The 24464-nt window shown below is 39.7% G+C and carries 30 protein-coding genes and 2 pseudogenes; 15 read left to right on the top strand and 17 right to left on the bottom strand.

Features of this window, described 5'->3' with window-relative positions:
- Window positions 1-77: 77 nt before the first annotated feature.
- The gene (locus TRESU_RS10190) at window positions 78-629 is read right to left on the bottom strand and encodes a lipocalin family protein (RefSeq protein WP_013702132.1); all 552 of its coding nucleotides are present in this window, start codon (window positions 627-629) and stop codon (window positions 78-80) included.
- Between the two features lie 164 nt (window positions 630-793).
- Window positions 794-2020: an ATP-binding protein gene (locus TRESU_RS10185; RefSeq protein WP_013702131.1), complete on the bottom strand. Its 1227-nt coding sequence runs from the start codon at window positions 2018-2020 to the stop codon at window positions 794-796.
- 319 nt (window positions 2021-2339) lie between these two features.
- Here TRESU_RS10185 and TRESU_RS10180 point away from each other — a divergent pair, with 319 nt between their 5' ends.
- Window positions 2340-3692: an ATP-binding protein gene (locus TRESU_RS10180; protein WP_013702130.1), complete on the top strand. Its 1353-nt coding sequence runs from the start codon at window positions 2340-2342 to the stop codon at window positions 3690-3692.
- A 75-nt stretch (window positions 3693-3767) separates the two neighbouring features.
- Here TRESU_RS10180 and TRESU_RS15925 read toward each other — a convergent pair whose 3' ends face one another.
- The 9 genes from TRESU_RS15925 to TRESU_RS10150 form a co-directional block, all read right to left on the bottom strand.
- Window positions 3768-3908: a helix-turn-helix transcriptional regulator gene (locus TRESU_RS15925; protein ID WP_148228334.1), complete on the bottom strand. Its 141-nt coding sequence runs from the start codon at window positions 3906-3908 to the stop codon at window positions 3768-3770.
- 15 nt (window positions 3909-3923) lie between these two features.
- Window positions 3924-4391, bottom strand: a complete 468-nt coding sequence (locus TRESU_RS10175; RefSeq protein WP_052299588.1) for a response regulator — start codon at window positions 4389-4391, stop codon at window positions 3924-3926.
- Window positions 4392-4394: 3 nt separating this feature from the next.
- Complete coding sequence (locus TRESU_RS10170) at window positions 4395-5213, bottom strand: sensor histidine kinase (protein WP_013702129.1); 819 nt, start codon at window positions 5211-5213, stop codon at window positions 4395-4397.
- 13 nt (window positions 5214-5226) lie between these two features.
- The gene (locus TRESU_RS10165) at window positions 5227-5817 is read right to left on the bottom strand and encodes a hypothetical protein (protein ID WP_013702128.1); all 591 of its coding nucleotides are present in this window, start codon (window positions 5815-5817) and stop codon (window positions 5227-5229) included.
- A 175-nt stretch (window positions 5818-5992) separates the two neighbouring features.
- Complete coding sequence (locus TRESU_RS10160) at window positions 5993-6484, bottom strand: hypothetical protein (protein ID WP_013702127.1); 492 nt, start codon at window positions 6482-6484, stop codon at window positions 5993-5995.
- A gap of 102 nt (window positions 6485-6586) precedes the next feature.
- On the bottom strand, window positions 6587-6736 hold the full coding sequence (locus tag TRESU_RS15210) for a hypothetical protein (RefSeq protein WP_169309762.1): 150 nt from the start codon (window positions 6734-6736) through the stop codon (window positions 6587-6589).
- Between the two features lie 2 nt (window positions 6737-6738).
- Window positions 6739-7038 (bottom strand): hypothetical protein, encoded by a 300-nt coding sequence (locus TRESU_RS10155; RefSeq protein ID WP_013702126.1) that lies wholly within the window; start codon window positions 7036-7038, stop codon window positions 6739-6741.
- A 41-nt stretch (window positions 7039-7079) separates the two neighbouring features.
- On the bottom strand, window positions 7080-7244 hold the full coding sequence (locus tag TRESU_RS15205) for a hypothetical protein (RefSeq protein ID WP_169309761.1): 165 nt from the start codon (window positions 7242-7244) through the stop codon (window positions 7080-7082).
- A gap of 402 nt (window positions 7245-7646) precedes the next feature.
- A complete protein-coding gene (locus TRESU_RS10150) occupies window positions 7647-8804 on the bottom strand; it encodes an ISAs1 family transposase (protein WP_245535669.1) in 1158 nt (385 codons plus the stop codon).
- Between the two features lie 120 nt (window positions 8805-8924).
- On the opposite strand from TRESU_RS10150, the gene TRESU_RS15200 reads away from it, so the two are divergent.
- From TRESU_RS15200 to TRESU_RS15385, 6 genes are all read left to right on the top strand, one after another.
- Window positions 8925-9077 carry a hypothetical protein gene (locus TRESU_RS15200; RefSeq protein WP_169309760.1) on the top strand — a complete coding sequence of 51 codons (153 nt, stop codon included), beginning with the start codon at window positions 8925-8927 and terminating at the stop codon, window positions 9075-9077.
- Between the two features lie 127 nt (window positions 9078-9204).
- Entirely contained in the window at window positions 9205-9399 is a 195-nt protein-coding gene (locus TRESU_RS10145) for a hypothetical protein (protein ID WP_013702125.1), read from the top strand.
- A gap of 24 nt (window positions 9400-9423) precedes the next feature.
- Entirely contained in the window at window positions 9424-11553 is a 2130-nt protein-coding gene (locus TRESU_RS10140; RefSeq protein WP_013702124.1) for a hypothetical protein, read from the top strand.
- 79 nt (window positions 11554-11632) lie between these two features.
- Window positions 11633-11887: a hypothetical protein gene (locus TRESU_RS10135; protein ID WP_013702123.1), complete on the top strand. Its 255-nt coding sequence runs from the start codon at window positions 11633-11635 to the stop codon at window positions 11885-11887.
- A 194-nt stretch (window positions 11888-12081) separates the two neighbouring features.
- The gene (locus TRESU_RS10130) at window positions 12082-13239 is read left to right on the top strand and encodes an ISAs1 family transposase (protein ID WP_245535656.1); all 1158 of its coding nucleotides are present in this window, start codon (window positions 12082-12084) and stop codon (window positions 13237-13239) included.
- 277 nt (window positions 13240-13516) lie between these two features.
- Window positions 13517-13804, top strand: coding sequence for a flavodoxin (locus tag TRESU_RS15385; protein WP_041612057.1), 288 nt, complete (start codon window positions 13517-13519; stop codon window positions 13802-13804).
- Between the two features lie 232 nt (window positions 13805-14036).
- Here TRESU_RS15385 and TRESU_RS10120 read toward each other — a convergent pair whose 3' ends face one another.
- The 3 genes from TRESU_RS10120 to TRESU_RS10110 all read right to left on the bottom strand — a co-directional run bounded on the left by TRESU_RS10120 (window position 14037) and on the right by TRESU_RS10110 (window position 17002).
- Window positions 14037-14888, bottom strand: coding sequence for a LysR family transcriptional regulator (locus TRESU_RS10120; RefSeq protein WP_013702122.1), 852 nt, complete (start codon window positions 14886-14888; stop codon window positions 14037-14039).
- Between the two features lie 82 nt (window positions 14889-14970).
- Window positions 14971-15696, bottom strand: coding sequence for an NgoBV family restriction endonuclease (locus TRESU_RS10115; protein WP_013702121.1), 726 nt, complete (start codon window positions 15694-15696; stop codon window positions 14971-14973).
- A complete protein-coding gene (locus TRESU_RS10110; RefSeq protein WP_215904934.1) occupies window positions 15677-17002 on the bottom strand; it encodes a DNA cytosine methyltransferase in 1326 nt (441 codons plus the stop codon). The genes TRESU_RS10115 and TRESU_RS10110 overlap by 20 nt, the downstream gene beginning before the upstream one ends.
- Window positions 17003-17285: 283 nt before the next feature.
- Between TRESU_RS10110 and TRESU_RS10105 the strand changes: the two genes are divergently transcribed.
- The 8 genes and pseudogenes from TRESU_RS10105 to TRESU_RS15920 all read left to right on the top strand — a co-directional run.
- Complete coding sequence (locus tag TRESU_RS10105; RefSeq protein WP_013702119.1) at window positions 17286-18362, top strand: alpha/beta hydrolase; 1077 nt, start codon at window positions 17286-17288, stop codon at window positions 18360-18362.
- Window position 18363: 1 nt separating this feature from the next.
- Window positions 18364-19077, top strand: coding sequence for a carboxymuconolactone decarboxylase family protein (locus TRESU_RS10100; protein WP_013702118.1), 714 nt, complete (start codon window positions 18364-18366; stop codon window positions 19075-19077).
- Window positions 19077-19619 (top strand): cupin domain-containing protein, encoded by a 543-nt coding sequence (locus TRESU_RS10095; RefSeq protein WP_013702117.1) that lies wholly within the window; start codon window positions 19077-19079, stop codon window positions 19617-19619. Before TRESU_RS10100 ends, TRESU_RS10095 begins: the two co-directional genes overlap by 1 nt.
- Window positions 19620-19640: 21 nt before the next feature.
- Window positions 19641-20474 carry a flavodoxin gene (locus TRESU_RS15660; RefSeq protein ID WP_013702116.1) on the top strand — a complete coding sequence of 278 codons (834 nt, stop codon included), beginning with the start codon at window positions 19641-19643 and terminating at the stop codon, window positions 20472-20474.
- A gap of 27 nt (window positions 20475-20501) precedes the next feature.
- Window positions 20502-20795, top strand: a pseudogene (locus tag TRESU_RS15655) (flavodoxin); the annotation flags it as partial.
- A 238-nt stretch (window positions 20796-21033) separates the two neighbouring features.
- Window positions 21034-21474, top strand: a complete 441-nt coding sequence (locus tag TRESU_RS10080) for a mobile mystery protein A (protein WP_013702115.1) — start codon at window positions 21034-21036, stop codon at window positions 21472-21474.
- Window positions 21475-21480: 6 nt separating this feature from the next.
- Window positions 21481-22068: a mobile mystery protein B gene (locus TRESU_RS10075; RefSeq protein WP_013702114.1), complete on the top strand. Its 588-nt coding sequence runs from the start codon at window positions 21481-21483 to the stop codon at window positions 22066-22068.
- A 252-nt stretch (window positions 22069-22320) separates the two neighbouring features.
- Window positions 22321-22702, top strand: a pseudogene (locus TRESU_RS15920) (transposase); the annotation flags it as partial.
- Window positions 22703-22723: 21 nt separating this feature from the next.
- Here TRESU_RS15920 and TRESU_RS10065 read toward each other — a convergent pair.
- From TRESU_RS10065 to TRESU_RS10055, 3 genes are all read right to left on the bottom strand, one after another.
- The gene (locus TRESU_RS10065; protein WP_013702113.1) at window positions 22724-23389 is read right to left on the bottom strand and encodes a hypothetical protein; all 666 of its coding nucleotides are present in this window, start codon (window positions 23387-23389) and stop codon (window positions 22724-22726) included.
- Window positions 23390-23402: 13 nt separating this feature from the next.
- Entirely contained in the window at window positions 23403-23765 is a 363-nt protein-coding gene (locus TRESU_RS10060) for a hypothetical protein (RefSeq protein WP_013702112.1), read from the bottom strand.
- A 115-nt stretch (window positions 23766-23880) separates the two neighbouring features.
- Window positions 23881-24417, bottom strand: a complete 537-nt coding sequence (locus TRESU_RS10055) for an amidohydrolase family protein (protein ID WP_041612055.1) — start codon at window positions 24415-24417, stop codon at window positions 23881-23883.
- Between the last annotated feature and the right edge of the window lie 47 nt (window positions 24418-24464).

Here is a 24464-nt window from a genome sequence, read left to right as displayed (position 1 = left end):
ATATTAGAAATTTTTTCTGCTAATAACCTAGCCCCTTTTTTCCGGCACAACCAAAATTTTCAGTCATGCCAGATTTTTTATTCCTGCTCTGTCCAGACAAAACCGTTCAAATCGTAGCCTGCGTTCTGGGCAGTCTGAATGTAGCGTTCCTTGACGTCATCTGGAATCGTCTTTGTGCGGCTCAAAATCCACAGAAGTTTTTTGTTTGCTCCTGCGACAAGCGCGTAGTTGTATTCGGAATCAAGCGCAATGATTTTGTAGTCGCTGTAAAACGGCCAAAAGAACGAGACTTTCAGGCTTCCGGAATTTTGGTTCCCGGCGAATTTCGCCTTTCCCACGGACTGTTTCTGTTTTTTGCTGACATAATCATAGCCAGAATTTACAACCTTGACAGTGCCGTTTTTGTTCAGCGAGTAGTCGGCCGTAACGTTTTTCAGATTTTTTTCCCACTTGAAGTCAAACCTGCCGATCTCGTACCATTTTCCAAGATACCGCTCGAGCTCAAAATTCCGCACAGGCTCAAGGTTTGCATTGCTTTTTTCGGAGACTGACTGGGCTGAAAGGCTTGCAATGCAGCTAAAAACGGCGGCCAAAGAAAAAATCTTCCTGATTCTGCTTCCTTTTTTCATGTGAACCTCCTGTAAAAATTGCATACAACCTACAAAGAAAATAACCATAAAAGAGGCGGAAAGCAAGAAAACAGATGAGAAGTTCAGCCATTTTTGACTGTTTTGTCAAAAAGTTATGCAATTTGAGCATCCGGATTCTTACCGTTTTCCGCCCGCAACTCCTTTCACCCCTCCAAAATCCACTCCCTTATATTCTTCCTTATAATTCCGTTTTCGTTTGAGGGCGGAAGGTCGTCCATTGTAAGAATGAGTTTTGGAAAGTTGTCGCCTAGTGCCAGAAGCGATTTTAGAGGGCGGAGTTCCCTTTTTTTTGTCTCTTCCGAGCCGATTAGGTATGCGACCTGAACGTAGAGTTTTTCGCCGTTTTTTTCTGCCGCAAAGTCAATCTCCATGTCGCCGATTTTTCCGATAAAGACCTTGTAGCCGCGCCGAAGAAGTTCGATGAACACGATGTTTTCAAGAATGCCGTTTATGTAGGTGTCCTTGTAGCCGTGCAGGAATGTCAGCAGCCCCTGGTCGGCAAGGTAATATTTTTCCATCGTCTCAAGGATTTTTTTGCCGCGCACGTCATACCGCGGAACTTTGTGCAGGACCAGCGCGTTCTCAAGATATTTTATGTCGTTGTAGATTGTCTCCACGGAAAGCGGGCGTCCGCCGGACTTCATGAAGTCGGAAATCCGTTTTGCGGAAAAAATGTTTCCTGTGTTGTCGGCGATGTACAGAATGATTTTTTCAAGAACCGCAGTGTTGCGGATTCTGTTGCGGGCAATCACGTCTTTCAGAAGAACAGTTGAATAGATTCCTTCCAGATACGAGCGGATTTGGACAGGATTTTCCATCATGTCTTTCAGTCCCGGAAATCCTCCGAATTCAATGAATTTTCTGAACGCCGCCGCAGAGTCGTTTTCAGAATTGAAATACAAAAATTCCCTGTAGGAAAGCGGCCAGACGTGAATCAGGACATAGCGACCGCTCAGGTAAGTCGCCAGCTCGGAGGAAAGAAGATTTGCGTTGCTGCCGGTTATGTAGATGTCCGCGTCAATCGTAGCGGAAGAGTAGAGCGAATTCACAAGCTTTTCCCAACCGCTGACTTCCTGAACCTCATCCAGAAAAAGATAGAGTTTTTTTCCGCCGGCCGCCTCGCTTTTTGATTTTATAAAGTCGTAGAGCTTTTTTGCGTCCAGTAATTCCGCGTTCTCAAAATCTTCCATATTTAATAGAAGAATCTGGTTTTCCGCCGCGCCTTTTTTCATAATCTTCCGTGAAAGAAGCTCAAGCATGAACGACTTTCCCGACCGCCGTATTCCCTGAAGCACTTTTATGACGGACTTGTCCTTGTAAAGAGAAATTATTTCGTCGATTCCGAATCTGTCCAGCGCAATCTGTTTCATTTGTTTCCAGTATAACCGAAAAAGTTCTGGAATTCAAGAAAAGTTTCAGGTATAGCGGAAAGTTTTTATTTGCAAAAGGAGTTGAAGTCCGCGGCTCGAAGTTTTAGATTTTACCTCCCGAATTCTTGTGGTTTGAGAGGCGTTTATCTAAGTCACTTTTCTTCCAATAAAGCCAGATGGAATAAAGCTTTCCCGCGGGCGTCAAGTGTTTTTGGTTCTGCATATTTTTCCATACATTTAAAAAGGTGTAATTTTTGTTTGTTAATAATCTTAAAATGGTGTATGATTTAATAAAAATTAAAGTCAAAAAGGTGTAAATATGTATCGAAAGGCATATAAAACTCTCTTAAAATGGAAGGATGAAGAAAAAGGAAAATGTGCCATCATGATTGAAGGCGCTCGCCGTGTTGGAAAAAGCTTTCTTGCGCAGGAATTTGCAAAAAATGAATATGAATCATATATCCTCATAGATTTTTTTTCTGCTCCTGATGAAATCAAAGAACTATTTGAAAAATACCTTTCTGATTTAGACACTCTTTTTATGCACCTTTCTGCCTATTATTCTGTAAAACTGCACGAACGCAACACGCTCTTTATTTTTGATGAGGTTCAGTTTTTTCCAAGAGCCAGAGCCGCAATTAAATATCTTGTTGCTGATGGGCGCTATGATTTTATAGAAACAGGCTCCCTTCTTTCCATTAAAAAAAATACACAGGACATTTTAATTCCATCGGAAGAACATCATTTACAGTTAAATCCCATGGATTTTGAGGAGTTTTTGCTTGCTTTAGGAAATGACACGTTGATTCCTGTTGTAAAAAATTGCTTTGAAAAGAAAATTCCTATGGGGCAGGCTTTGCATAGAAAGGCTATGGATTTATTCAGGCTTTATCTTATAGTCGGCGGAATGCCGCAAGCTGTAAAAGAATATTGTGAATCAAAAAATTTTGAAAAGGTAGATATGATAAAGCGGGAAATTCTGGAGCTGTATCGTAACGATATTCAAAAGCACGCAAAAGGCTCGGAATTAAAAGCGGAATCTATTTTTGATGAAATTCCTTCTCAGCTTTCTAAGCACGAAAAAAAATTTAAGCTGGCTTCCTTAAAAAAAGATGCAAAAATGCGCAATTATGATGACGCGTTTATGTGGCTTAAAGATTCTAGAATCGTAAACATTTGCTACAATGCTGATGAGCCTAATATCGCATTAAAAATGAATATGAGCCGCACCACATTAAAATGCTACATGGCAGATACTGGACTTTTAATTAGCCACGCGTTTGACGAAAATGGTCTTGTCGCTGAAGAAATTTATAAAAAACTGCTTTTTGGAAAGCTTGAAGTAAACGAAGGAATGATTTTTGAAAACATTGTTTCCCAGATGCTTACAGCAAGCGGACACAAACTCTACTTTTATTCAAAGTCTGACAATGAAGATTCTGCTTCCCGCATGGAAATTGATTTTCTTATTACAAAAAATAAGGTTACTTCGCGTCACAACATTCAGGGAATCGAAGTAAAATCCTCAAAGCGTTATACAATTTCTTCGCTTAACAAGTTTAGGAAAAAATTCGCAGAATATACCGATAAATGTTTTGTCATTCACACCTCAGATTTTAAGGAAGAAAACGGCATAATTTATTTACCAGTTTATATGGCAATGTTTTTGTAAAAAATTGATTTTTCACCTCGGAATTTCAAGCCTAATTTCCGTTTCCTTGCTTCCAGTCGTGTTTTTTTCCTCATTTCACTCACCGAACTTTTTAATCAGTTCTTCGTGGTTCTTGCAGCCTGTTTTCTGGTAAATTTTGGAAAGGTAATTTTCCAGCGAGCGTTCGACAATATTCAGTTCTTTTGTAATCTGGCTGCGGCTTTTTCGTTCTATCAGTTTTTTGAAAACTGTCTACTCCTGGCGTGTCAGGCCGTCAAAAACACTTTTATATGTAAAAAGCGGGGCTACAAGAGTCTGCTGTACGTAAGTGTCGCCGGCAAGAATTGCTTCAATGGCCGCAAAAAGTTCACTCTCAGGGGCGGATTTTAGAACAAAACCGTCGGCATCGTCTTCTAGCGCAAGAGATACAATTCCCGGTTTTGCGAACATTGAATATATAATGACTTTTACAGAAGGAAGATTGGCCTTTACCTCGCGCAGAATATCAAGTCCGCTTTCGTCGCCAAGGAATAAATCAAGAATCAGAATGTCCGGAAGCCTGGATTCCTTTGCAAGCTCATAAAGTTTTTCAGTGCATTCATTTTTTGAAAAAGCATAGCCACAGCAGGAATATCTGCCGTGCTCGGAAATCAATTCGCGGATTCCCCTGTTTGTGAGTGTATGATCTTCAACTACAAAAAAACTGACTTCATGTCCCATATTCTAATTCATCCTCTTAAAAATACTGATTTGTGTTCCCTCTCCTGGGGCAGAGGAAACTGAAAATTCGGCTCCAATCAGCTGGCATCTTTTTTTCATCCCGATAAGTCCAAAATGTTTTGCACCGCCGATTCTTTTGTAACTTGAAAAGCCCTCGTACTGTTCTGCGTCATAATCAAAACCGCAGCCGTCATCACTTATAAAAATGTAAAGACCTTTTTCTTCATTCTCGCTGGAATTTCTGATAAGAATTACCGCTTCGCCTGCATTTGCATGTTTTATTACATTTGTAAGACTTTCCTGCACAATACGGTAAAGGTTCAATATATCATTTTCATTCAAAAAGGAAGTGTCTGTGTCATCAGGCATTGAGATTCTGAATTTTACATCGCAGGTCTGTGCCATAGAAGCGCAGAGGTTTACAAGATTTGCCCTTAAATCCTTTTTTGTAATATCCGCCGGCGAAAGGTTGTAGCTTATAAGGCGCACGTCTGACAAAGATTTTCCCAAAAGCTGAACCGCTTCCGGTATATTTTCCGCGCAATTCTTTTTTTCAAGAAGGGTCCTGCAATATCGTAAATCCTGGGCAATTGTATCATGAAGTTCCCATGCAATTCTGGCACGCTCTTCTTCCTGCCCTTTAATCGTGAACAAAAGATATTCATTGGAGTCTTTCAGACTTTTCTTTGATTTTAAAAATCTGATTAAAAGCAGAACGCTTACAAATAAAACCGCAAAAAACAGAATATCAAAAACAATAAAATAAGTTATGTAGTTGCGAATGATGTCTTCCAGTTCTTCGACAGTCTGAGTTAGGTTCATATTGTTTTTCTCTCTATATATGATGTTCGCAAAGACGATATACTCCGTATCCGGCGAATGTTGCAATCAGGCGGTCGGCAAATGAAATTGGAATCTGCGCCAGAATGCAGGAGGCAAGCAGACTAAAGCGATGTTGAACAAAAGACTTTGTAAAAGATTTTATCGGATTCATCATGTCTGGCACGTCATAATAAATATAATGGAAATAATCTATAATTCCGCTTGAAATAATTGCGCACAAAGAAGAGAGCAGGGCTATCAAAACCAGGTACAGGGCTGTAATCGCCGCAGAAATCTTAAAGTCATCCTTTCTGCGGGCAAAGAGCCAGGTTGAAAAGACAATCAAAATTCCGCAGACAGTATAAGCGAAGATAAAAGGATCAAAGACTCCTTTGTTGCAAATCCATAGAAAAGAATTAATAAGATTGTAGCCGATTGAAACGCAAAGAGCCGGAAGAAGTCCGCAGTAAAATACAACGGCAACAGTAAAAATCGTATCGAAAAAAAGCGGAATCTTCAGCCCATGATAAAAAATTGCCGTAACAATAAAATTCAGGATTTCCGCAATAACACAAATCACAACAGTTCTAAGAGTCTTTGGCATATTGTAGAGTATATCACAAAAATTATTGTTTGTTGATGAAAACATTTTTGCTTTTGCCTGTCCTTTTAGCCGGACCGGAACCGGAGACCGTGCTTGCCGCGAGTTTTGACATAGCCGCCTGTAACATAATCAGTTAAAATTGCGGCTATTTTTTGATGTTTGTATTCAAAGTTTTTTAGGATTTGTTCTGCCGTAATTGTTTTCCTTTATTCCAAAGGTAATAATCAATTTCGAATATTTTTAGAACATCTTTTTCTGATTTAAGAAATTCTTTTTTATCTTTTTCATAATATTTATCAACAACATCCTGCCAGTTTGCCGGCTTGCAGTTTTCTTCATTAATCGCATCTCTGTTTTTGCTATCATAAATGAGCTTATAATACTGAGGATTTATTAAAAAGCAAACCTTGCTTTTATAGCTAGGTGCTCCTGTCCACCAGTTATAAGTGCCATTTTGAATATTTTTTCTGTTGTCCCATAGATTTTTGTAAAAATCTTCCCGCTTTACTTTTTTTACAGTACGGATAACATGCCATTCAATACCAAGATTTAAAACGCAATCCTTAAATGATTCATATTCATTTTTTTCAATTGCATCCATAAGCCACTTCCTGTAAATAATCTTTGCAGAAATATTGAATTCCCTTTTAAAATCTTCGCTACTCATAATTTATTCTCCCAAATTAAATTTTATAAACATTTTGTCATGTTATTCCATGACAAAATGTGAACTCTCTCCTCATTTTTTATGCTTGCCGCAGCTCGCTATTTACTTGATGGAAGAGCGCACAAGGCGGAAGCCATTTCCCTTGTTGCAAGAGTTCGATGAGTCAGAAAATTCGCAACAGACCTGCGTGTAGATGTCGCTGCGGAACCAAAGATCTCCTTTGGAATCCGCCTTCTGCCATCGCAAAGTCATTTTTACTTTTCTAATATTATAATATTACTGTTTTTATCTATATTTATAAGAGAGTCTTTTATATCTACAAAGTGTTCAGTATACTCACTTCCATCCTTAATATATGTAAAAGAGAAGTCCTCACTATCATATCTCAAATTTGCAATCATACGCTTCGGAATAAATAGTGACCTAGAACCATTGTCAAGAAAAATATAACTACCTTTATTCAGAAATTCAGCAATATAATCTTTAATAGAGTTTTCTGCAAAAAGTAAACCAGAAAACAACAACATTGTAAGAACAAAAAATATTTTTTTCATTTTATCTCCCATAAAAAGTCAACTCTCTATAACTAATTAATTCATGGCAGAGAGAGCTTCGCTGGCAAGGTCATAGGTCTGTAAACGCCTTTCATCCTGTCTGAATCAAAGTTCTGTCTGTCGCTGAGCATCGCCCGTACGATTTCCGCCATCTTTCTGGCGGCGGCCGCAATTGATTTGCCGCTGCCTTTATTCTTTTTTATCATGCCTCCTTAAAAATGGAACTCCTTAAAAATGGAACTGAATTTATTAAGTCGAATTTTGACTTATTAAAAACACCGCAGTGATATATGGAATTATACTCCACAAAGATAATCCAGGAGTGTGTAAAACTACATAAAAAACGATGAAAATTTCACTGATTTTTATGAGAAATATTTTGTTTTTATTTCCCAGTTCCGTTTACAAAATTCCTTGGCTAAGAATCAAGCAAAGTGTAATAAAAGGAAGAAAACAAAAAATACAGTTTTTTATAGCCTGACAATCGGCGATTCTAAAGGAAAATTTTAATCGTAAGTTGTTTTACGTTTATTATCTTTCTCTCCGACACTCCCAGGGCAAACGCATGTAAAAACACTTTCTGATAAAATTACAGAAAGTGTGAAATTTTAAAGGAGCCTTAAAACCGTTTGGCGGAACTGGCGGTTTTCCCGAAACCAGATCGTGCGCTTGCTTAAACTGTCCTGTTTTTTATTCTCCGGTTTTTCTGCTTGGCGTAAGATATTTAATGCAAGCCGGCGCATAACTGTCATGTTTTCCGGACTATGATCCTTTCGGTGCCTTTTGTAGTCCTCATTGAAAGTCATATCAAGACACCAGTGAAGGCGGTTTTCAATTCCCCAGTGTAGTCGAATTGATTTTTTCACAAGTTCAATGTTATCAAGTGAAGTTAGAAAAAACCTGATGTCTGTGGAAGTTTTTCCATTTACAGTCCGTTCTTCCCGTGCCATGGCAACAGCCTTAAGTCCCGGCCACTCATCTTTATTCTCCAGCCACGACAGGTTCGTGCACAGGTAATACTGCCTGTTTTCAATTCGTCCATGGTCAGGATTACATTCCTTTTCGCTTTTTATAACTCCGTATTTTGCAAGCTCCTTTTCATCCATAGAGAAAAAGTCTTTTACGGCTTCGTGTGTCGTGCTTTGATTTCCTTTCAAAGAAAGAACATAGTCTGCTTTTTTTTCCTTAATTTTCTCGCAGATTTTTTTCTGGCAGCCCATTGCATCGATTGTGATTATCATTCCCCTTATATCAATCAGTTCCAGAAGCTCAGGAATTGCAGTGATTTCATTTGACTTTTCATCTGTCTTTACCTGCCCAAGAATGAGGGACAGTTCATCTGCCCATGCACTTACAATGTGAATTCCCTTTGCTCCCGTGACCTTGTTTGAGCCGCACATCGTCTTTCCGTCGATGGCAACAATTGTTCTGTCCGGTTCAATTTTTACTTTTTCGTAAATTCCATGAGCCCACTTTATAAAAACTTTCTCGATTTTATCTGCGTTCACATTTCTGAAAACCCGGAGAATTGTGTCGGCACTTGGCGGACCGAACTCAAACTTCACCAGCCCCTTGATGGACTCTTCCGCTTCCTCCGCCCATTCAGCTATGTGCTCAATGTCCTTGATGCCGCTTAGCAGCCCGAACAAAACCAGCAGGAAAATATCAGCCAGTTCAAACTTCCTGCACCTTTTTACTCTAAAATCGTCTATTTCTTCCAGACTTTCTCTTAAAAGCATAATTCCACCCAAGGGGAAGTTCACCATTTTGTGCATTTTTTAAATAGTAGTTTAGAGATTTAAAACAAAAAATTTTTACATGCGTTTTCCCTGAACATTTCCACCAGTTTTATTTACAAATTCTGCAATCTGTGCTATACTGCTTTTATGGAAAGTGCAATCAGCGAAAAAAGTTCTCATTTTTTCTCAAAACCTCTTGACATGGAACAATCCGCCTGTATAATTTCGCAGATTCGCAGATTCGCAGATTCGCAGATTCGCAGATTCGCAGATTCGCAGATAGCCCAAAGTCTGCCCTAAATGATTTAGCACAAATTCTAATCAATACAGTTCAATTTCTCAAATTAAGCCCTTGTCGGCTTGTGGCTTTATGTCCGCACAGCTTTCAAGGGCTTTTTTATATTTACCCCCAATGGAGATGCAAAAAATGCACACAGTCTTAACAATCGGCGGAATAATTCTTGCGGTCATAGCCCTAGTTTTTGTGATGAAAGCGTTGAACTGGATTTCTGACAAATGGTTTCATCTGGAAATCTTTACCTGGAAAGCTAAAAGAGGACTTAAAATCGCTCTTATTCTTATAGCCGTGATTCTGGTACTAATTTTGGCTCTTGCCAAATAAAAAAAGTTTCAAATGGAGGTAAAAATGAAACGAATAAAAAACATAGTTGCAGTTCTAGCTGCACTGGTTCTGGGAACATCGTTCGTATTTGCGGACAAAGCCCAGTATGACAAGCTGCTTGCAGAAGGCAAAGCCTATGAGGAAAAAGGTCAGTGGGTACACGCAATGGGTGCTTACTGGGATGCTATGGAAGCCGAAGAAAAACGAAACGGTACGGAAGCTTATGAAGCATTTTTAAAAATAACAAAAGCATTGCAAGAAGGAAACCCAGGGATTGGAACTTTCGATGATTTTTCTCTTTATGACGGCTGGGTTTCACTCTGCAAGGATTATGAAATCTATTGGAACGAACATGTAAGCGAAATTTATGCACTTTCATTCACTTATAAAAAAGATGCTCTTGATATGAAAACCCGCACTGCAACCTATGATTTTGGTGTATTTCAAAGGACAACACCAAAATTTGAATATATATATGCAGCTGTTAAAGGACTTGATAAATCACGAAGAAAAGACTGGGTAGAAATACCTGGAATGTGGCCTACAGTATCTATCTTCAAAGATTCTTCTACCATTCCTGTAGTTACTTACACATGGGATTATTCTAAAGATAAAAGAGATCCCTATGAAGTATACTATGGTGAAGAGGTAAAATTAAAGAGACCTTCGATTTTTGCAATACATAGTTTTCAAAACCAAGATTTTAGAGTATATACTCCACAAGGGAAGATATCAACAGTTACAATGCCTGCATGGAGCGTTTTAAACAGAGCTGTCCTTGAAGAAGGTAAAAATCTCTATGGAGGAAATTTTAGCTGCATCGAATGGGAATCAGCTATTAAAATTCAGTTCCATATCGATGATGAAAACGGAAGAACAATCGGCAAGATGGATAAGGCGAGCTACATGTATCCAGATATAAAAAAATATGGACAGAGCGATCTCAGTGTTAGTTGTAATCAAAAAATATCTGGCATTGCAGCATCCGATGTAAAGATAATGGATGAGGGAAAATTCAGCATCATAATCGATACATTTACACTCAATCCAAATTCAACACAAACAGAGTATAATCAAAACAGAAAAAAAATAGATTCTGAGACTAAAGCAAAAATTACGGCTGAATTGCCGGCTTTTAATCTTAAACCAAGTTCTAAAACAAAAGCTTATAAGGGAATGAATGAAAGTAAATTAGAAAAAATCTTCAACGAAAGTTATACCCCAAATGATGTTGCCATAGAAACAGCCGTAATGACCACATTCAGAAATAAAGGTTTTATTGGAATTGTAGATGACAGCGAACAATTTTGCATTTTAACAGAAGAATTGGAACTACAAGGTATGGTTAGTAGCTGGGAAGTAAATAACAAAAATATCTATAAAATACCTCTGCCGATTGAGAGAGAATACTTTAGGGACTGTGTAGACTTCATAAAAATACTTGGAAAAATCGAAGGAACAGAGTTCAAAGAAGGGTGGTGTAAACAAAATCACAGAGAAATTTCCGATTATACAGAAAGGTGCTTTTATCGCCCTGTAACTGAATCCGAAAAAAAAGCCCTTGAAGAAAGACTTGCCGCAGAAGCAAAAGCAAAGGCTGACGCCGAGGCAAAGAAAATTGCCGATATGCTTGCAAAAATCAGCCCAGAGCCAAAGGATTATGCTTCTATATTGGTTGATTATCAGTATGTTTCGCAGTTGGGAGGTGATAGTGATAATAAGAAGCATAAACTATCGAATTACGAAGTCACGCAGTATTTGTTCGAGAAACTTATGGGATATAATCCGAGCAAAAGACAGAATCCGCTTTATCCCGTAACCAACATAAGTTTTTATGAAATCATGGTTTTCTGCAACAAACTGAGCATTGCCGCAGGGCTTACACCCGTGTACACCATAAACAAGTCAACGAATCCCGATGACTGGGGAACTGTTCCGACTGAAAAAGACAAAAAATGGGAAAAGTACAGTATGAACAAAAAAGCTAACGGATATTGTCTGAACGAATCTTTAAGGGTCCCTTCTAGAATTGAAAAAGTCGTAGAAGCAGCTCCCGGTTTTGTTGAGTTTAGATATATAGGGAAAGTGGAGGGTTGCAAAAATCTTTGGGAAAAAGTTAGCGATTATACATTCCGTGTAGAAAAGAAGAATTAATATTCTATATATCCCTGCATCTTAAAAATATACGGTGCGGGGCAGTTGCAAGATATAAGGCAATAGGGAGTGATATTTTATGGCATTGAATAATACAAACAATACAGGAGCAAATTGGGGAAAATCACCTAACAAATGCTATTTACTTTGTCCTAACTGTAAAGAAGTTGTAATGTCTTATCATACAAACAGTGGAAGTCGGGATATAATTGACTGCCCTAAATGTAAACAACAAATTAAAGCAAAAAAAGCTGTCAGCTATGGAATGTTTGAAGTTGTAAACAATCCCGATGACAGAGTTGCTTTGTTCATTCCTGAAATATATTTAACATAAATGGGTTAAAGGTTTTAAACATAGCACTTATTCCCTACTAGGAACAGTTGTCATTCTCTGTTAAGCCGTATCAGCGTATGTTGGTACGGCTTTTGTGTTTGTAAGCCAAGCGTTAAGGATGCGGAAGGCAGGGCAAACGCATGTAAAAATTTTTTGTTTTAAATCTCTAAACTACTATTTAAAAAATGCACAAAATGGTAAAATTCCCCTTGGGTGGAATTATGCTTTTAAGAGAAAGTCTGGAAGAAATAGACGATTTTAGAGTAAAAAGGTGCAGGAAGTTTGAACTGGCTGATATTTTCCTGCTGGTTTTGTTCGGGCTGCTAAGCGGCATCAAGGACATTGAGCACATAGCTGAATGGGCGGAGGAAGCGGAAGAGTCCATCAAGGGGCTGGTGAAGTTTGAGTTCGGTCCGCCAAGTGCCGACACAATTCTCCGGGTTTTCAGAAATGTGAACGCAGATAAAATCGAGAAAGTTTTTATAAAGTGGGCTCATGGAATTTACGAGAAAGTAAAAATTGAACCGGACAGAACAATTGTTGCCATCGACGGAAAGACGATGTGCGGCTCAAACAAGGTCACGGGAGCAAAGGGAATTCACATTGTAAGTGCATGGGCAGATGAACTGTCCCTCATTCTTGGGCAGGTAAAGACAGATGAAAAGTCAAATGAAATCACTGCAATTCCTGAGCTTCTGGAACTGATTGATATAAGGGGAATGATAATCACAATCGATGCAATGGGCTGCCAGAAAAAAATCTGCGAGAAAATTAAGGAAAAAAAAGCAGACTATGTTCTTTCTTTGAAAGGAAATCAAAGCACGACACACGAAGCCGTAAAAGACTTTTTCTCTATGGATGAAAAGGAGCTTGCAAAATACGGAGTTATAAAAAGCGAAAAGGAATGTAATCCTGACCATGGACGAATTGAAAACAGGCAGTATTACCTGTGCACGAACCTGTCGTGGCTGGAGAATAAAGATGAGTGGCCGGGACTTAAGGCTGTTGCCATGGCACGGGAAGAACGGACTGTAAATGGAAAAACTTCCACAGACATCAGGTTTTTTCTAACTTCACTTGATAACATTGAACTTGTGAAAAAATCAATTCGCCTACACTGGGGAATTGAAAACCGCCTTCACTGGTGTCTTGATATGACTTTCAATGAGGACTACAAAAGGCACCGAAAGGATCATAGTCCGGAAAACATGACAGTTATGCGCCGTCTTGCATTAAATATCTTACGCCAAGCAGAAAAACCGGAGAATAAAAAACAGGACAGTTTAAGCAAGCGCACGATCTGGTTTCGGGAAAACCGCCAGTTCCGCCAAACGGTTTTAAGGCTCCTTTAAAATTTCACACTTTCTGTAATTTTATCAGAAAGTGTTTTTACATGCGTTTGCCCTGTGGAAATGTTCATATTTTAGAGAAAAACAGCTTATTTCTTGCCCTTGCTGATGACAGAGATGTTCGGATGCAGAACCAAATATAGAAACTGCTTTTTTTTCGTCGTAATTACCGTATAAAATGTCCCTCACAAAAATGTGATACGCTGAAAACATTCAACGAAAACCAGGCATTAGTTCGGCATTTCTAATAGGGGCACGACCCCTGGTAAGGAGCAAACAAATGGCAAAGACACTTATTCTTTATTTTTCAGTATACAATTCAACACATCACCTGGCAGAAGAAATCTCCCGCCAAACTGGCTTTGTCAGCATTGAGCTTGAACTTGTTATCCCCTATTCCACAGACTACAACACCGTTTTGAATCAGGCCCAAAACGACCAGCACAAACAGATTCGCCCTGCTCTCAAAACAAAAATCGACTCAAAAAAATGGGCAGAGTATGATACAATAATCTTGGGTTATCTAAACTGGTGGGCAAGCATTCCAATGCCCATTGCAACGTTATGATTTTTCAGGAAAAACAATTATGCCATTCTGCTCACACTGAGGTGGAAGATTCGGTCAAAGCCTTACGGCAATTTCAAAACTTGCACCAAAAGCAACACTGACAGAAGGTCTTTCAAGCCATTATTCCGGCGGCTCTTCTCTTTCAAAAGATGTAGAAAAATGACTTAAAAAATGCGGAGTATCACAAAAATAACAGGTTGAGATGTGACGAATGATGCATGGGGCAATCAGCTTAAAGTGAAAAAACTTCTCTTAATTGCCTCATCATCTCAACACGGCAGACCGCATAAAAGCGCACATTCACCGCCTCATCTCTGATGGAAACCGCTACACGGCTTGACTTTTCCAATACCGGAAGGTGCCCTGTTTTTTCTGTGAAGTCGGTCACGAAGGCCGGGAGGGTGGAATGGTTGATGATGTCGCGGAGGTCGGTGATATCGTCCTGCTCGATGAACTTTGCTTCTGGAATCTTGCTTTTTACCACATTCGTCCAGAACCCCAGTGCGGAAGCCATGATGAAAGTTTCTCCTGCAAGGTCAGAGAGAGATACGGACTTCTTTTTGGCAAGGTTATGGCTTTTGGGCAGAAAGACCTTCAGATGTTCTTCAAAAAATTCTCGGGCATAAAAACGCTCGTCCGCCCTGTTTTCCGTGGTGATGATGACCTGCGCCTTATCATGCTCCAAATCAGAAAAAAGCCTGTCGTTTTCCTCGCAAAGATTTCCCGTCACTTTTGTTTTGGGCACCGCCTTATTGAAAAGCTCCGTCAGATGCCACAAGGGTGCGGGGGCGATAGAGGCGACCTTGATTTCCCTCGTCCGCCTGTAAAAATCCACCACCTCATTTTCCATCTCATTTTGAAGCGCAAGAATTCGGCGGGCATAGTCCACGGCAAGTCGGCCGGTCTGATTCAAAGAGATTGTATTTTTAGTCCTGTCAAAAAGCCGCACCCCAAGAATATCTTCCAGTTTTTGAAGAGAACGCGTAAGTGACGGCTGCGTTACATTCACAATTTCACTTGCGGCAACAAGCGTTCCACTGTCAGCAAAGGCGACAAGATTTTGAAGGATGTAAGTTTCTATCATATTAATATTTTACCATGAGATTGCTATGTGTGCAACGTATACTGCGACTGATTTGTCGGATTTGAGACTTTATTATGTGATATTATACTTCATACTTAGATGCAATTTCTTGCCATCTTGGTATATCAAGTTTTACACCATAAAATTTTCTATAACTATCAATGAAATTCTTTTTCCAAGTTGCGGCTGACTCATGAGTCTTTGGATTTTGATATACAGCTTCCTCTATTGCGGCGATAAAATCTTCCATACTTTTAAACATTGGAATATTACCAGGTCTGTCACTGTACCAAACCCCAGGTCTGATTTTATGGACGACACCTTGTTTTACTTGTAAGTTTATAGACCAACCATCCATTCTTCGGGTAATTTCCCAGACCTTTTTAAGCCACAAATCTTTAATAGTCACAATACCATTATCGCTCATGTCATACCCAAAAATAAGATAATCTACATTTAGCATATATGGTTTTTCGATTATTTCTTCCTCATACATTCTAAAATCCGCAATATCGAATCCTGGGCTTGCAGAACGATTGAATGCCTTTACTTCCAATAAGTCAGATGTTTTGTCGTCTGGATTCAAAAAGAAATCTGGAGGCATTTGAGTATTGTCATTAAGGGCATATTTTATACCACGCTTATCCATCCATCCTTGAAGCCATTCCTGTATTATGTTTCCGACAACATCTTTCTGCTTTACAATTATGTCTACATCACCCAAAAAGAATTTTATTTGTCCTTCAATTTCAAGCAATTTATCTTCATCAAGTAATTTTTCAAATACTTTAAGCGCATTCACTTTCATTCTTTTTTTCCTCTGTCAATATTGTTAATACACGCAATGCAACTTGTTTTATTACAGGAACTACAACAGTATTCCCCAATAAATCATATCCGTCTTGTAATGAAACATCAAATTTAAAATCATCAGGATAACCGAAAAGTCGTAATCCTTCTCGCAATGACAATTTTCGGATTCCGTCACCATCTCCGACGAAAAGATGTTCCATATCCATAGCTACCAAGGTAGGGGCAATACCTTTTGGGTCTAATACTTTCGCCACCTCATAAGACATTTTACCAGCGACAATATTATATCCAAGGGGTAAGGTTTCATCTTGAACTCTTTTATTTCCAATTTTCTTTTTCGGATGTTCTTTTTTAAGATATTTTTTTGAAACTAAATCTTCTAACATCGTTTCAAGATTATCTGCATTATAGAAGGTTCTAATCATACTAATTGTAAGAGGCATGCCGTCCATCCAATCAATACCATATTCTTGAGCCCATTTCTTTTTTCTTCTTTCTTTTAAAAGTAGATTTAGGAATTCTTTTTCTTGTTTTGTTGTTTTTCCTTTATAATCAATATCCCAACTGTGAATATTATTATTACCACCTCGTTTATCCTTTATAGACATTCCGTACAGTTGTTTTACAGAATAATTGGAAAGGACAAGATTTACAAATTTGCTGTTTGAAACTGGCAATCCTTTTTCAAGTATATCAGAGAGATTTGCGTTATTGGTTTCAAAGTTTTCCAGGTTTGGAAAATCGGTATATGTACCTGTGATATAAATTCTTTTTCTATCCTGTGGAACACCAAAATTTTTAGCATTTAATACCTTCCAATTTACTTTATACCCCAGTGCAGTTAAATGTTCTAAAATAGTTGAAAGGGTTCTGCCCATTTTATCTTTGGGATTCTGCCTGTCATGATTTACCAAGCCTTCAACATTTTCAAGAATAAACCCCTTTGGCTTTTTATCACGAAGAATCCTTTCTACTTCAAAAAATAAAGTTCCCCTGGTATCTTCAAAGCCCAATCTCTTTCCTGCAGCTGAAAATGCCTGACAAGGGAAACCTCCTAAAAGAAAATCAAAATCAGGAATTTCTGCTGTTTCAATTTTTGTAATATCGCCTCTTACAGTTTCATTCGGGTGGTTTTGTTTTAATACTTCAACTGCATGGGGTTTTATTTCTGAGGTAAAAACACATTCAGTTTTTATGCCTAAATCTGCGCAGGCTGATTCAAATCCCTTTCGGATTCCACCAATTCCAGCGAACAAATCTATAAATTTTATTGATTCTGTAAACTGCATTTTTCCACCCAAAAATATATTTCACTACAAATATAGCATATTTCTTTGGAAAATTACAGTATCTATTCCAATACGAACAAAATGTAGGTCTATATTATGCTTTGAATATAACACGGCTTTGCTATGCGTGCAACGTATACTGCGATAAAAAAGTTTGATTGTTCAAATGACGATTCCTTAGGTTATATTAAAAATCACAAGAATCAAACAAATGGCAAAGACACTTACTCTTGATTTTTCGGGAAAGACGGTCGTGCCTTGCGCATCTTACACATAAATATCTGGAGGAAAACTTATGAAAAAGACAATTTCAAACACGGTAAAAATTGCCGCGCTGGCAATGGCAGCCTCACTTACTTTTGCAGGCTGTTCAAAAGGTAAAGACGCTCTTGTTATTCAAAAGCAGGGCGTGTTCACATCTGGAGGAAGTGTAACAGAACCTGTTGCAGGAAACTATGCGCCGGAAAAAAGCTGGCTCGACCCGACTCGTGCTGGAAACACAGCCCACATTGATCACGCAAATACTTTCTATCAGATTCCGGCCGGAAAAACAAAGAATCCGATTGTTTACCTTCACGGCTACGGACAGAGCAGAACCGGCTGGCAGACAACGCCTGATGGTCGCGAAGGCTGGAGCGACATTTTCCTTCGCAAAGGCTACCCTGCATTTTTAGTAGACCAGCCGCGCCGCGCTTCCGCAGGCTCAACTTCACGCATGGCAAGCGCAGGCGGAATTGACGCATGGGGAGAAGACGGAAAATCCTACATGCCGGGAGACCAGGCATGGTACACACATTTTAGAATCGGACTTGTCTCTCCAGAGCGTTACGAAGGCTCTGCTTTCCCTGCCGGAGAAGAAGCTCAGGATGAGTTTTTTCGTCAGATGACACCCAACACCGGCGACTATGATGAAAAACTTTTCGGCTCTGTTTTGAGCAAGGTTCTTTCTGACGCAAAGGCAATGACAGGCAAAAAATCAATCTACATCACCCACTCACAGGGCGGCAGAGTGGGCTGGCAGACCGACACCGAGAACATGGCGGCAATCGTTGCAATCGAGCCGGGCGGAACTCCTGTTGTTGGAAGCGAAGAATACAATAAATTCCTTGCGGCAAAAATTCCTATTGTCATCTACTTCGGCGACTACATCGACAACGGACCTGAAAACATCATGAGCACGGGCTTTTGGAAAAATGTCCGCGACACTGCCATTGAATTTGCAAAAGCCTACAATGCGGACGGCGGAGATGCTACAGTGGTAGACCTTCCCAAAGCGGGCATCACGGGCAACAGCCACTTTATGTTCCAGGAAACAAACAACAAGGAAATTGCAGACCACATCGAAAAATGGCTTAAGGAAAGGGGGCTTTAATATGAAGAAAATTTTATCAATTCTAATCAGCATGGCATTTTGTTTTAGCGTAAGCGCAAAATCCAGGGGAGATACTATGGCATTGGATAGCAGGAGCAAAATCATTGTAGAAATTTCAGCCTACATTGCAGTAAGCAATCTTGACGGATTAAAAAAGGCAATGGAAGAAGGGCTTGAAGCAGGGCTTTCTGTAAACGAAATTGGAGAACTCTGCGTACAGTCTTATGATTACGTAGGTTTTCCACGCAGCCTTCTTGCAGAAGGTGTTTTGACTTCGATTGTAAAAGAAGCGGACGAAAAAGGAAAGGATCTTGAATGGGGTGAGAAAGCAAGAGAAGTTCCGTCTGATCTTGAAAAATACGAATACGGCAGAGAAAAAATCAATTCTCTCTTTGGCAGAAACGCAAAACAGAGCCGTCCGGTTTCCACAGACTACAATTCTTCCACCGATATTTTCCTGAAAGAACATCTCTTTACTGACATTTTTTACAGGGGCGTTCTTTCGGACAAGGAAAGGGAACTTTCCACAGCGACAATGCTCGCATCTCTTGGCAATGTAAACCCGATGTTTACTTCACACACTCAGGGAGCCTTCAAAAACGGAAACAGCAAAGAAGAACTTGAAGAGATGGCTTTGATTGTCGGCAAACTGATCGGAAAAAAAGAAGGCAGGAATGCAGAAAACATCGTAAAACAGGTAACAGGAGCAAAGTAATGAAAGGCATGAAAAAAATATTATTCGCATTGTGCGCGTCTTTGAGCCTTATCTCCTGCGCAAAAAATGAAAGTCAGAAAGGAGAAATTAAATTGGAAAACAAAACTTCAGTACAGGCGACAGACATAAACGGTTATGCAAAAAAATCTATGTTCGCTGTCGGAAAACCAAACGAGGCTTTTTCTAAATATTTTAGCGGAGACAGCTATCTTGAAGTTCTCAATAATTCATCCGCATTCGTGGCGAATGTAACATTCGAGCCTGGCTGCCGCAACAACTGGCACATTCACCATACCGAAGCCCAGATTCTTATAGGCGTTGGAGGACGAGGCTGGGTTCAGATTGAAGGAGAAGCAGCAAAACCCCTCAATGCCGGCGAAGTAGTCTGCATTGAACCTGGCGTTAGACACTGGCATGGAGCTGTAAAAGACAGCTGGTTCAGCCATTTAAGCATCACTGTTCCCAAAGACGACGGAAGCGGAAAAAGCGGAACCGACTGGCTTGAAGCAGTAAGCGATGAAGCCTACGGAAAATTAGACTAGGAATCATAATGAGGAAAACTCATGAAAATCAAATCAATTATCTTAACTGCACTTATTGCAATTGCCGCAACAAGCGGATTATTTGCGCAGAACACAAAAAACTCAAAAACTCTGGTTATGTATTTTAGCTGGGGTGGCACAACAGAAAAAATGGCAAAAATGATTTCCTCATCTAATGGCGGGGAGCTTTTTAGGATTGAGCCGACAAAGGATTATCCAACAAGCTACACTCCTTGTACTGAAGTTGTAAAAGAAGAACTGGATAATGGTATATTCCGCCAGGTAAAAAAGGCTTCGGATTTTTCTAAGTACGATACAATTTTTGTAGGAGTTCCTGTATGGTGTCATACAGCACCAACCCTTATGACTCATTTCCTTGAAGAAAACAAGGAGGCGCTTAAGGGCAAGACAATCATTCCATTCTGCACGTATCAGGCTACTTACCGCGCGGAAACGCTTCAGGCAATTGTGGATGCAACTCCAACTGCCAGTCATAAGGAAGGCTATGGCACGACAAATCCAAATCAGAACAATGTAGATGCATGGCTCAAAAAAAATAGGAGTGACAAAATGAAAAAACTGATTCTTACTTTATCACTGGCACTTGCCCTCACCATGACGGCATCTGCTAAAACTCTGGTCGCATACTTTTCCTTTCCCATTGACAGCGGGAAAGAAGCTCTGGACGCAACAAGCGGAGCCAGCGTGACAATCAAAAACGGACGGCACTTTGGAAACGCCCAGTTCATCGCTATGACGGTCGCCGACACGCTTGGAGAAAGCGCAGACCTCTTTGAAATCGACACGGGCGACCACTATCCCCGCGACTACAAAAAAATCTTCAACGCAACATAAAGCGAACAGCGGAACAATGTAAAGCCAAAGCTCTTGAAGCGCGTTCAGAACATGGCGCAGTATGACAAAATCGTCATCGTCTGCCCGGTCTGGTGGTACAAAATGCCCCTCGCCGTGCAGTCCTTCCTTGACGAATACGATTTGAGCGGCAAAACGATTTACCTTTCCGTCACCCACGGAGGAAGCAGAAGCGCGGGAATAGAGCGAGAAATCGCCGCCTCAGAACCAAAGGCCACCGTCAGCAGGAATATGCTGATTCTAAGCCGCAGCGACACCGCAAAGTCAGAGCAGAAAATAAAAGACTGGGCAAAGGGATTGTAAGGGGGAGTAAAGAGTTGTAAAAAAGGCGAACTTTTACAGCCAGTTGCTTTCAAGGACTTCACATAGGGCAAGAATGCACCAAATCCCTATACAATATTTTTCATTGATTTTGACGACAAAAAAATAACACAAAGGTTATAGAATAATGAAAATAAATAATAGAAAAGTAATACTTTAAGTTGAAAATATAACCTAAATGTTCTATAATACTATAGAAATATAATGTATAGGTTATTATATGGATGCAAGGGTTTTACAAATCAGAGCTTTGGATAAGAAAACTTCTGACTTAAAGAGTGCAAAAAATATAGTTCCTCAACCTTCCGGCTGGATAAAAACAGTGCGTGAAGCAATCGGAATGACAGTGAGTCAGCTAGCTGCACGACTTGGAGTTACTCAGCCGCGAATTACAAAAATGGAATCTAATGAAGACAATCTAAAACTCTCAACCATGAAGAAAGCCGCCGAAGCTATGAATTGTGAATTCGTGTATTACTTTAAGCCTAGAACAACTTTCCAGAATCTTGTTGATGAACAGGCTCAAAAAAAGGCCGCAGAAGTTCTGAAAACCGTAAATGTGAATATGGCTCTTGAAAATCAGGAAATTGCAGAAGATGAAGCAGTAAAAGATTTTGCCAGTGATTTAATAAACACAAAAATCAAACAGATTTGGGATTAATGATACATGGACATTTTTGAAGCAGACGATAATTCAACACCTCTTACGGCAGAAGAGAAAAATGGTCTCAAACTGAAGTGGATAACACTGCGTTCGGAACTAAACGAGGCGGAAGCTCGAAATATAGCACAGGCTCAGCTCTGGCTTGCATCTAACAAGAAAAAGGACGTTTGTTCAGATACATTCTTGCGGAATCTTCATAAAAAAATGTTTTGTGATGTCTGGGTATGGGCAGGCGAATACCGGATTACTGAAAGAAATATTGGCGTTGCACCATATCAGATTCCAATGAAACTCATGCAGCTTTTTGATGATTTAAATTTTTGGATTGACAACAAAACATATTCAAATCATGAAATTGCAGTCAGGCTCCATCATAAGCTTGTTCAAATCCATCCTTTCCCAAATGGCAATGGGCGTGTTTCCCGTCTTATGGCAGATTTAGTACTCCAGAAACTTGAAGGAAAAACTCTTTATTGGGGAGATACGAATCTTGTAGACGTTTCAGAAGTACGCAGAAAATATATTGATGCTCTTAGAAAAGCAGACGCAGGCGATTATACAGATTTGTTGAATTTTACAATGAAAAAATAAATGAATAGTGACAAATACGGATTTATATTTTTATAAAAAAAGCCGTCTCAGCGAACTGAACGGCTTTATCGATTCCACTTAACGGCAGGATTCTCCGCTTTTAAAGTTCCCACTCACAGTAGGGTACACTGCTTTTAAAGATTCCACTTAGGGTAGGACTCGCCGCTAATTAGAATATAAGGTAGATTTTTGACCTTGTAAAATTTTCTGTGTAAATGGCTGACAAATATGATACTCTTAAGGAGGAGTACAATGTTGGCCAAAATAAAAGAAAAAGATGTCATCGACCAGTTGCTGGATCAGATTGACTTCCATGGGATGACAGCTGAACCTGTAATAATTCCAAAACATGAAAAACGCACGCCACTTTTTCAACGACCAGATTATTTCGATGTATTCTTTCGGAATGAGTACCCGTGACATTCAGCGGCATCTGCAGCAGGTCTACGGTGTTGAAGTTTCTCCAGAAACAATTTCAAATATCACTGAATCAGTCATGGCCGATGTTCGTGAATGGCAGAACAGGTCGCTTGAAAAATCATATTCTATTCTTTTTCTAGATGCCTTACGCGTAAATTCAAGGCAGGACGGCAAAAACATCAACAAAGCCCTATATGTCGCTCTGGCAATCAACTGAAAAGGCAGAAAAATGTCTTCACCTTGATAGGAAATTTCTCGCCGGCATTGACATAAACGACCTTCTCCCATCCTTTACCTCCATCGGGCAGACAAGAATACCGGTGTTGGGGCTGGAGTAGGGCGCTTTTACCAGCACCTGGTCTTCAAAGAAAATGCTTTCGTTTTCGTCTACTGAATAATCAGTCAGCCATTCGTTTTTTTCTACACTGTAAATGCCCCAGAGGATTTTTTCGCCGCCCCAAAGCCCCAGTTTGCATCTCCACAAAAAGGCGTGAGTTGCCCAGCCTTCCCTCCACTTTTTCTGTTCCTTTTCAACAAAGCTGACAGCCTCATTCTTATCGATTGCAGCATAGGCAAAGGCCGAATAATCGTCATCCCGCTCGTAACTTGTGACAATATAGACGTATTCCTGCTTCAAGCTGCAGACCCGGCGAGCTTTTTTACGGGTCTCCCATTTTATCCTCATAGCGATATATTCTTCACTTTTTTTTAGCGCCTCTTCATAAGTCTGGCTTCCATAATCGCCCGGTCTTTTTCCCTCATTATCCGAAACAAAATCCGGTGGCAGCTCAAGCCCCATTTTTTCTGCAAGCGGCTTTGCAAGCTGAAAGTGAACACTTTTCAACCAGGAGATGGCGGTATCCTCTGAAATTGCGTATTTTTTTCCCTTGATGGTTATCATAGGCGGTCCTTTCTTACTTTTCTTCGCGGGCGTCTGTGTAAGCTCCGACTCTTTCAATATCTTCAGGATTTATTTGTGCATAATCATTTGCATAGGTCTCAGTAATATCAATATCTGCAATATAATTAAAAATCTTTGCGAACTTGCTCTGCTTTTTGGGCTCGGCATGAATGTCGTTTTCAAAATCTTCCAGGTTGTCGGTAAAGGTTTCCATGCCTTTTTCGATTTTGGGAGGGAGTTCTTTCTCAGCTTTTTCTACTTTTTTATCAAATAATTCGGTAAATCTCTTATACAAAGTTTTCTTTTTTTTCTCACCACTTACCAAAGCAGATACAAACATAATCAAAACTACAAAACTGAGAAGTTGCTTTTTCATTTCTACCTCCAGAATTTAAGGTGAGGGGGAAAGTCTTGACCCCCTGCGTTGCACTCCGTTGCGCCGCACCCCCTTCGCCTAGGGGTGTGACCACCCCTAAAACCCCAGACTCCGCTTAATCGCGGTTAACCTGCCTTATCGCAGGATAGCCTGGGGAAGTTATACATAATATAAAAAAATCAGACAGTTCTTTTTCTGTCGGATCATAATCAGGTTTATACTCTCTCCAATGAGTTATAGGAAAATCGCTTCCGTATAATACACGATTTTTTAAACCATTATTTTCTGTTTCTGCTATTGTTTCTCTATTAGTCATAGAAGAATCGCAGAAAACATTTTCATAATGATCCAGCATATAAACCGTTTGTCTCAAAGGACGACAGTGTGCAAGTTGGACAAGTACATCTTTATGACTTGCAGTATATTTTTCAAATAATTTCGGACTGCAAAAATCATCAACACCAGTATGAATTACAATCCGCTTTTTATTTTTTTCCGTATAGTCAAAAATCTCTTCGGCAAGCCCTGCCGTCCTTTCATCTTTTAAATTCCATTTTTGTGCGAACGGATGAATTTTAAATCCGTCATACGGAACGTCGTCCATCGCCTTTTTTATGGTAAGAGCGCAATTTGCAAAATGAAAATCCGGCACAACCCAATAAAGAGCATGAGTTTTTATACCGATTTCTTTTGCACAAA

The sequence above is a fragment of the Treponema succinifaciens DSM 2489 genome (assembly GCF_000195275.1).
Lineage (GTDB): Bacteria > Spirochaetota > Spirochaetia > Treponematales > Treponemataceae > Treponema_D > Treponema_D succinifaciens.
The sequence above is the reverse complement of the archived record's forward strand: the minus strand, read 5'-3'. Positions and strand labels throughout refer to the sequence as shown.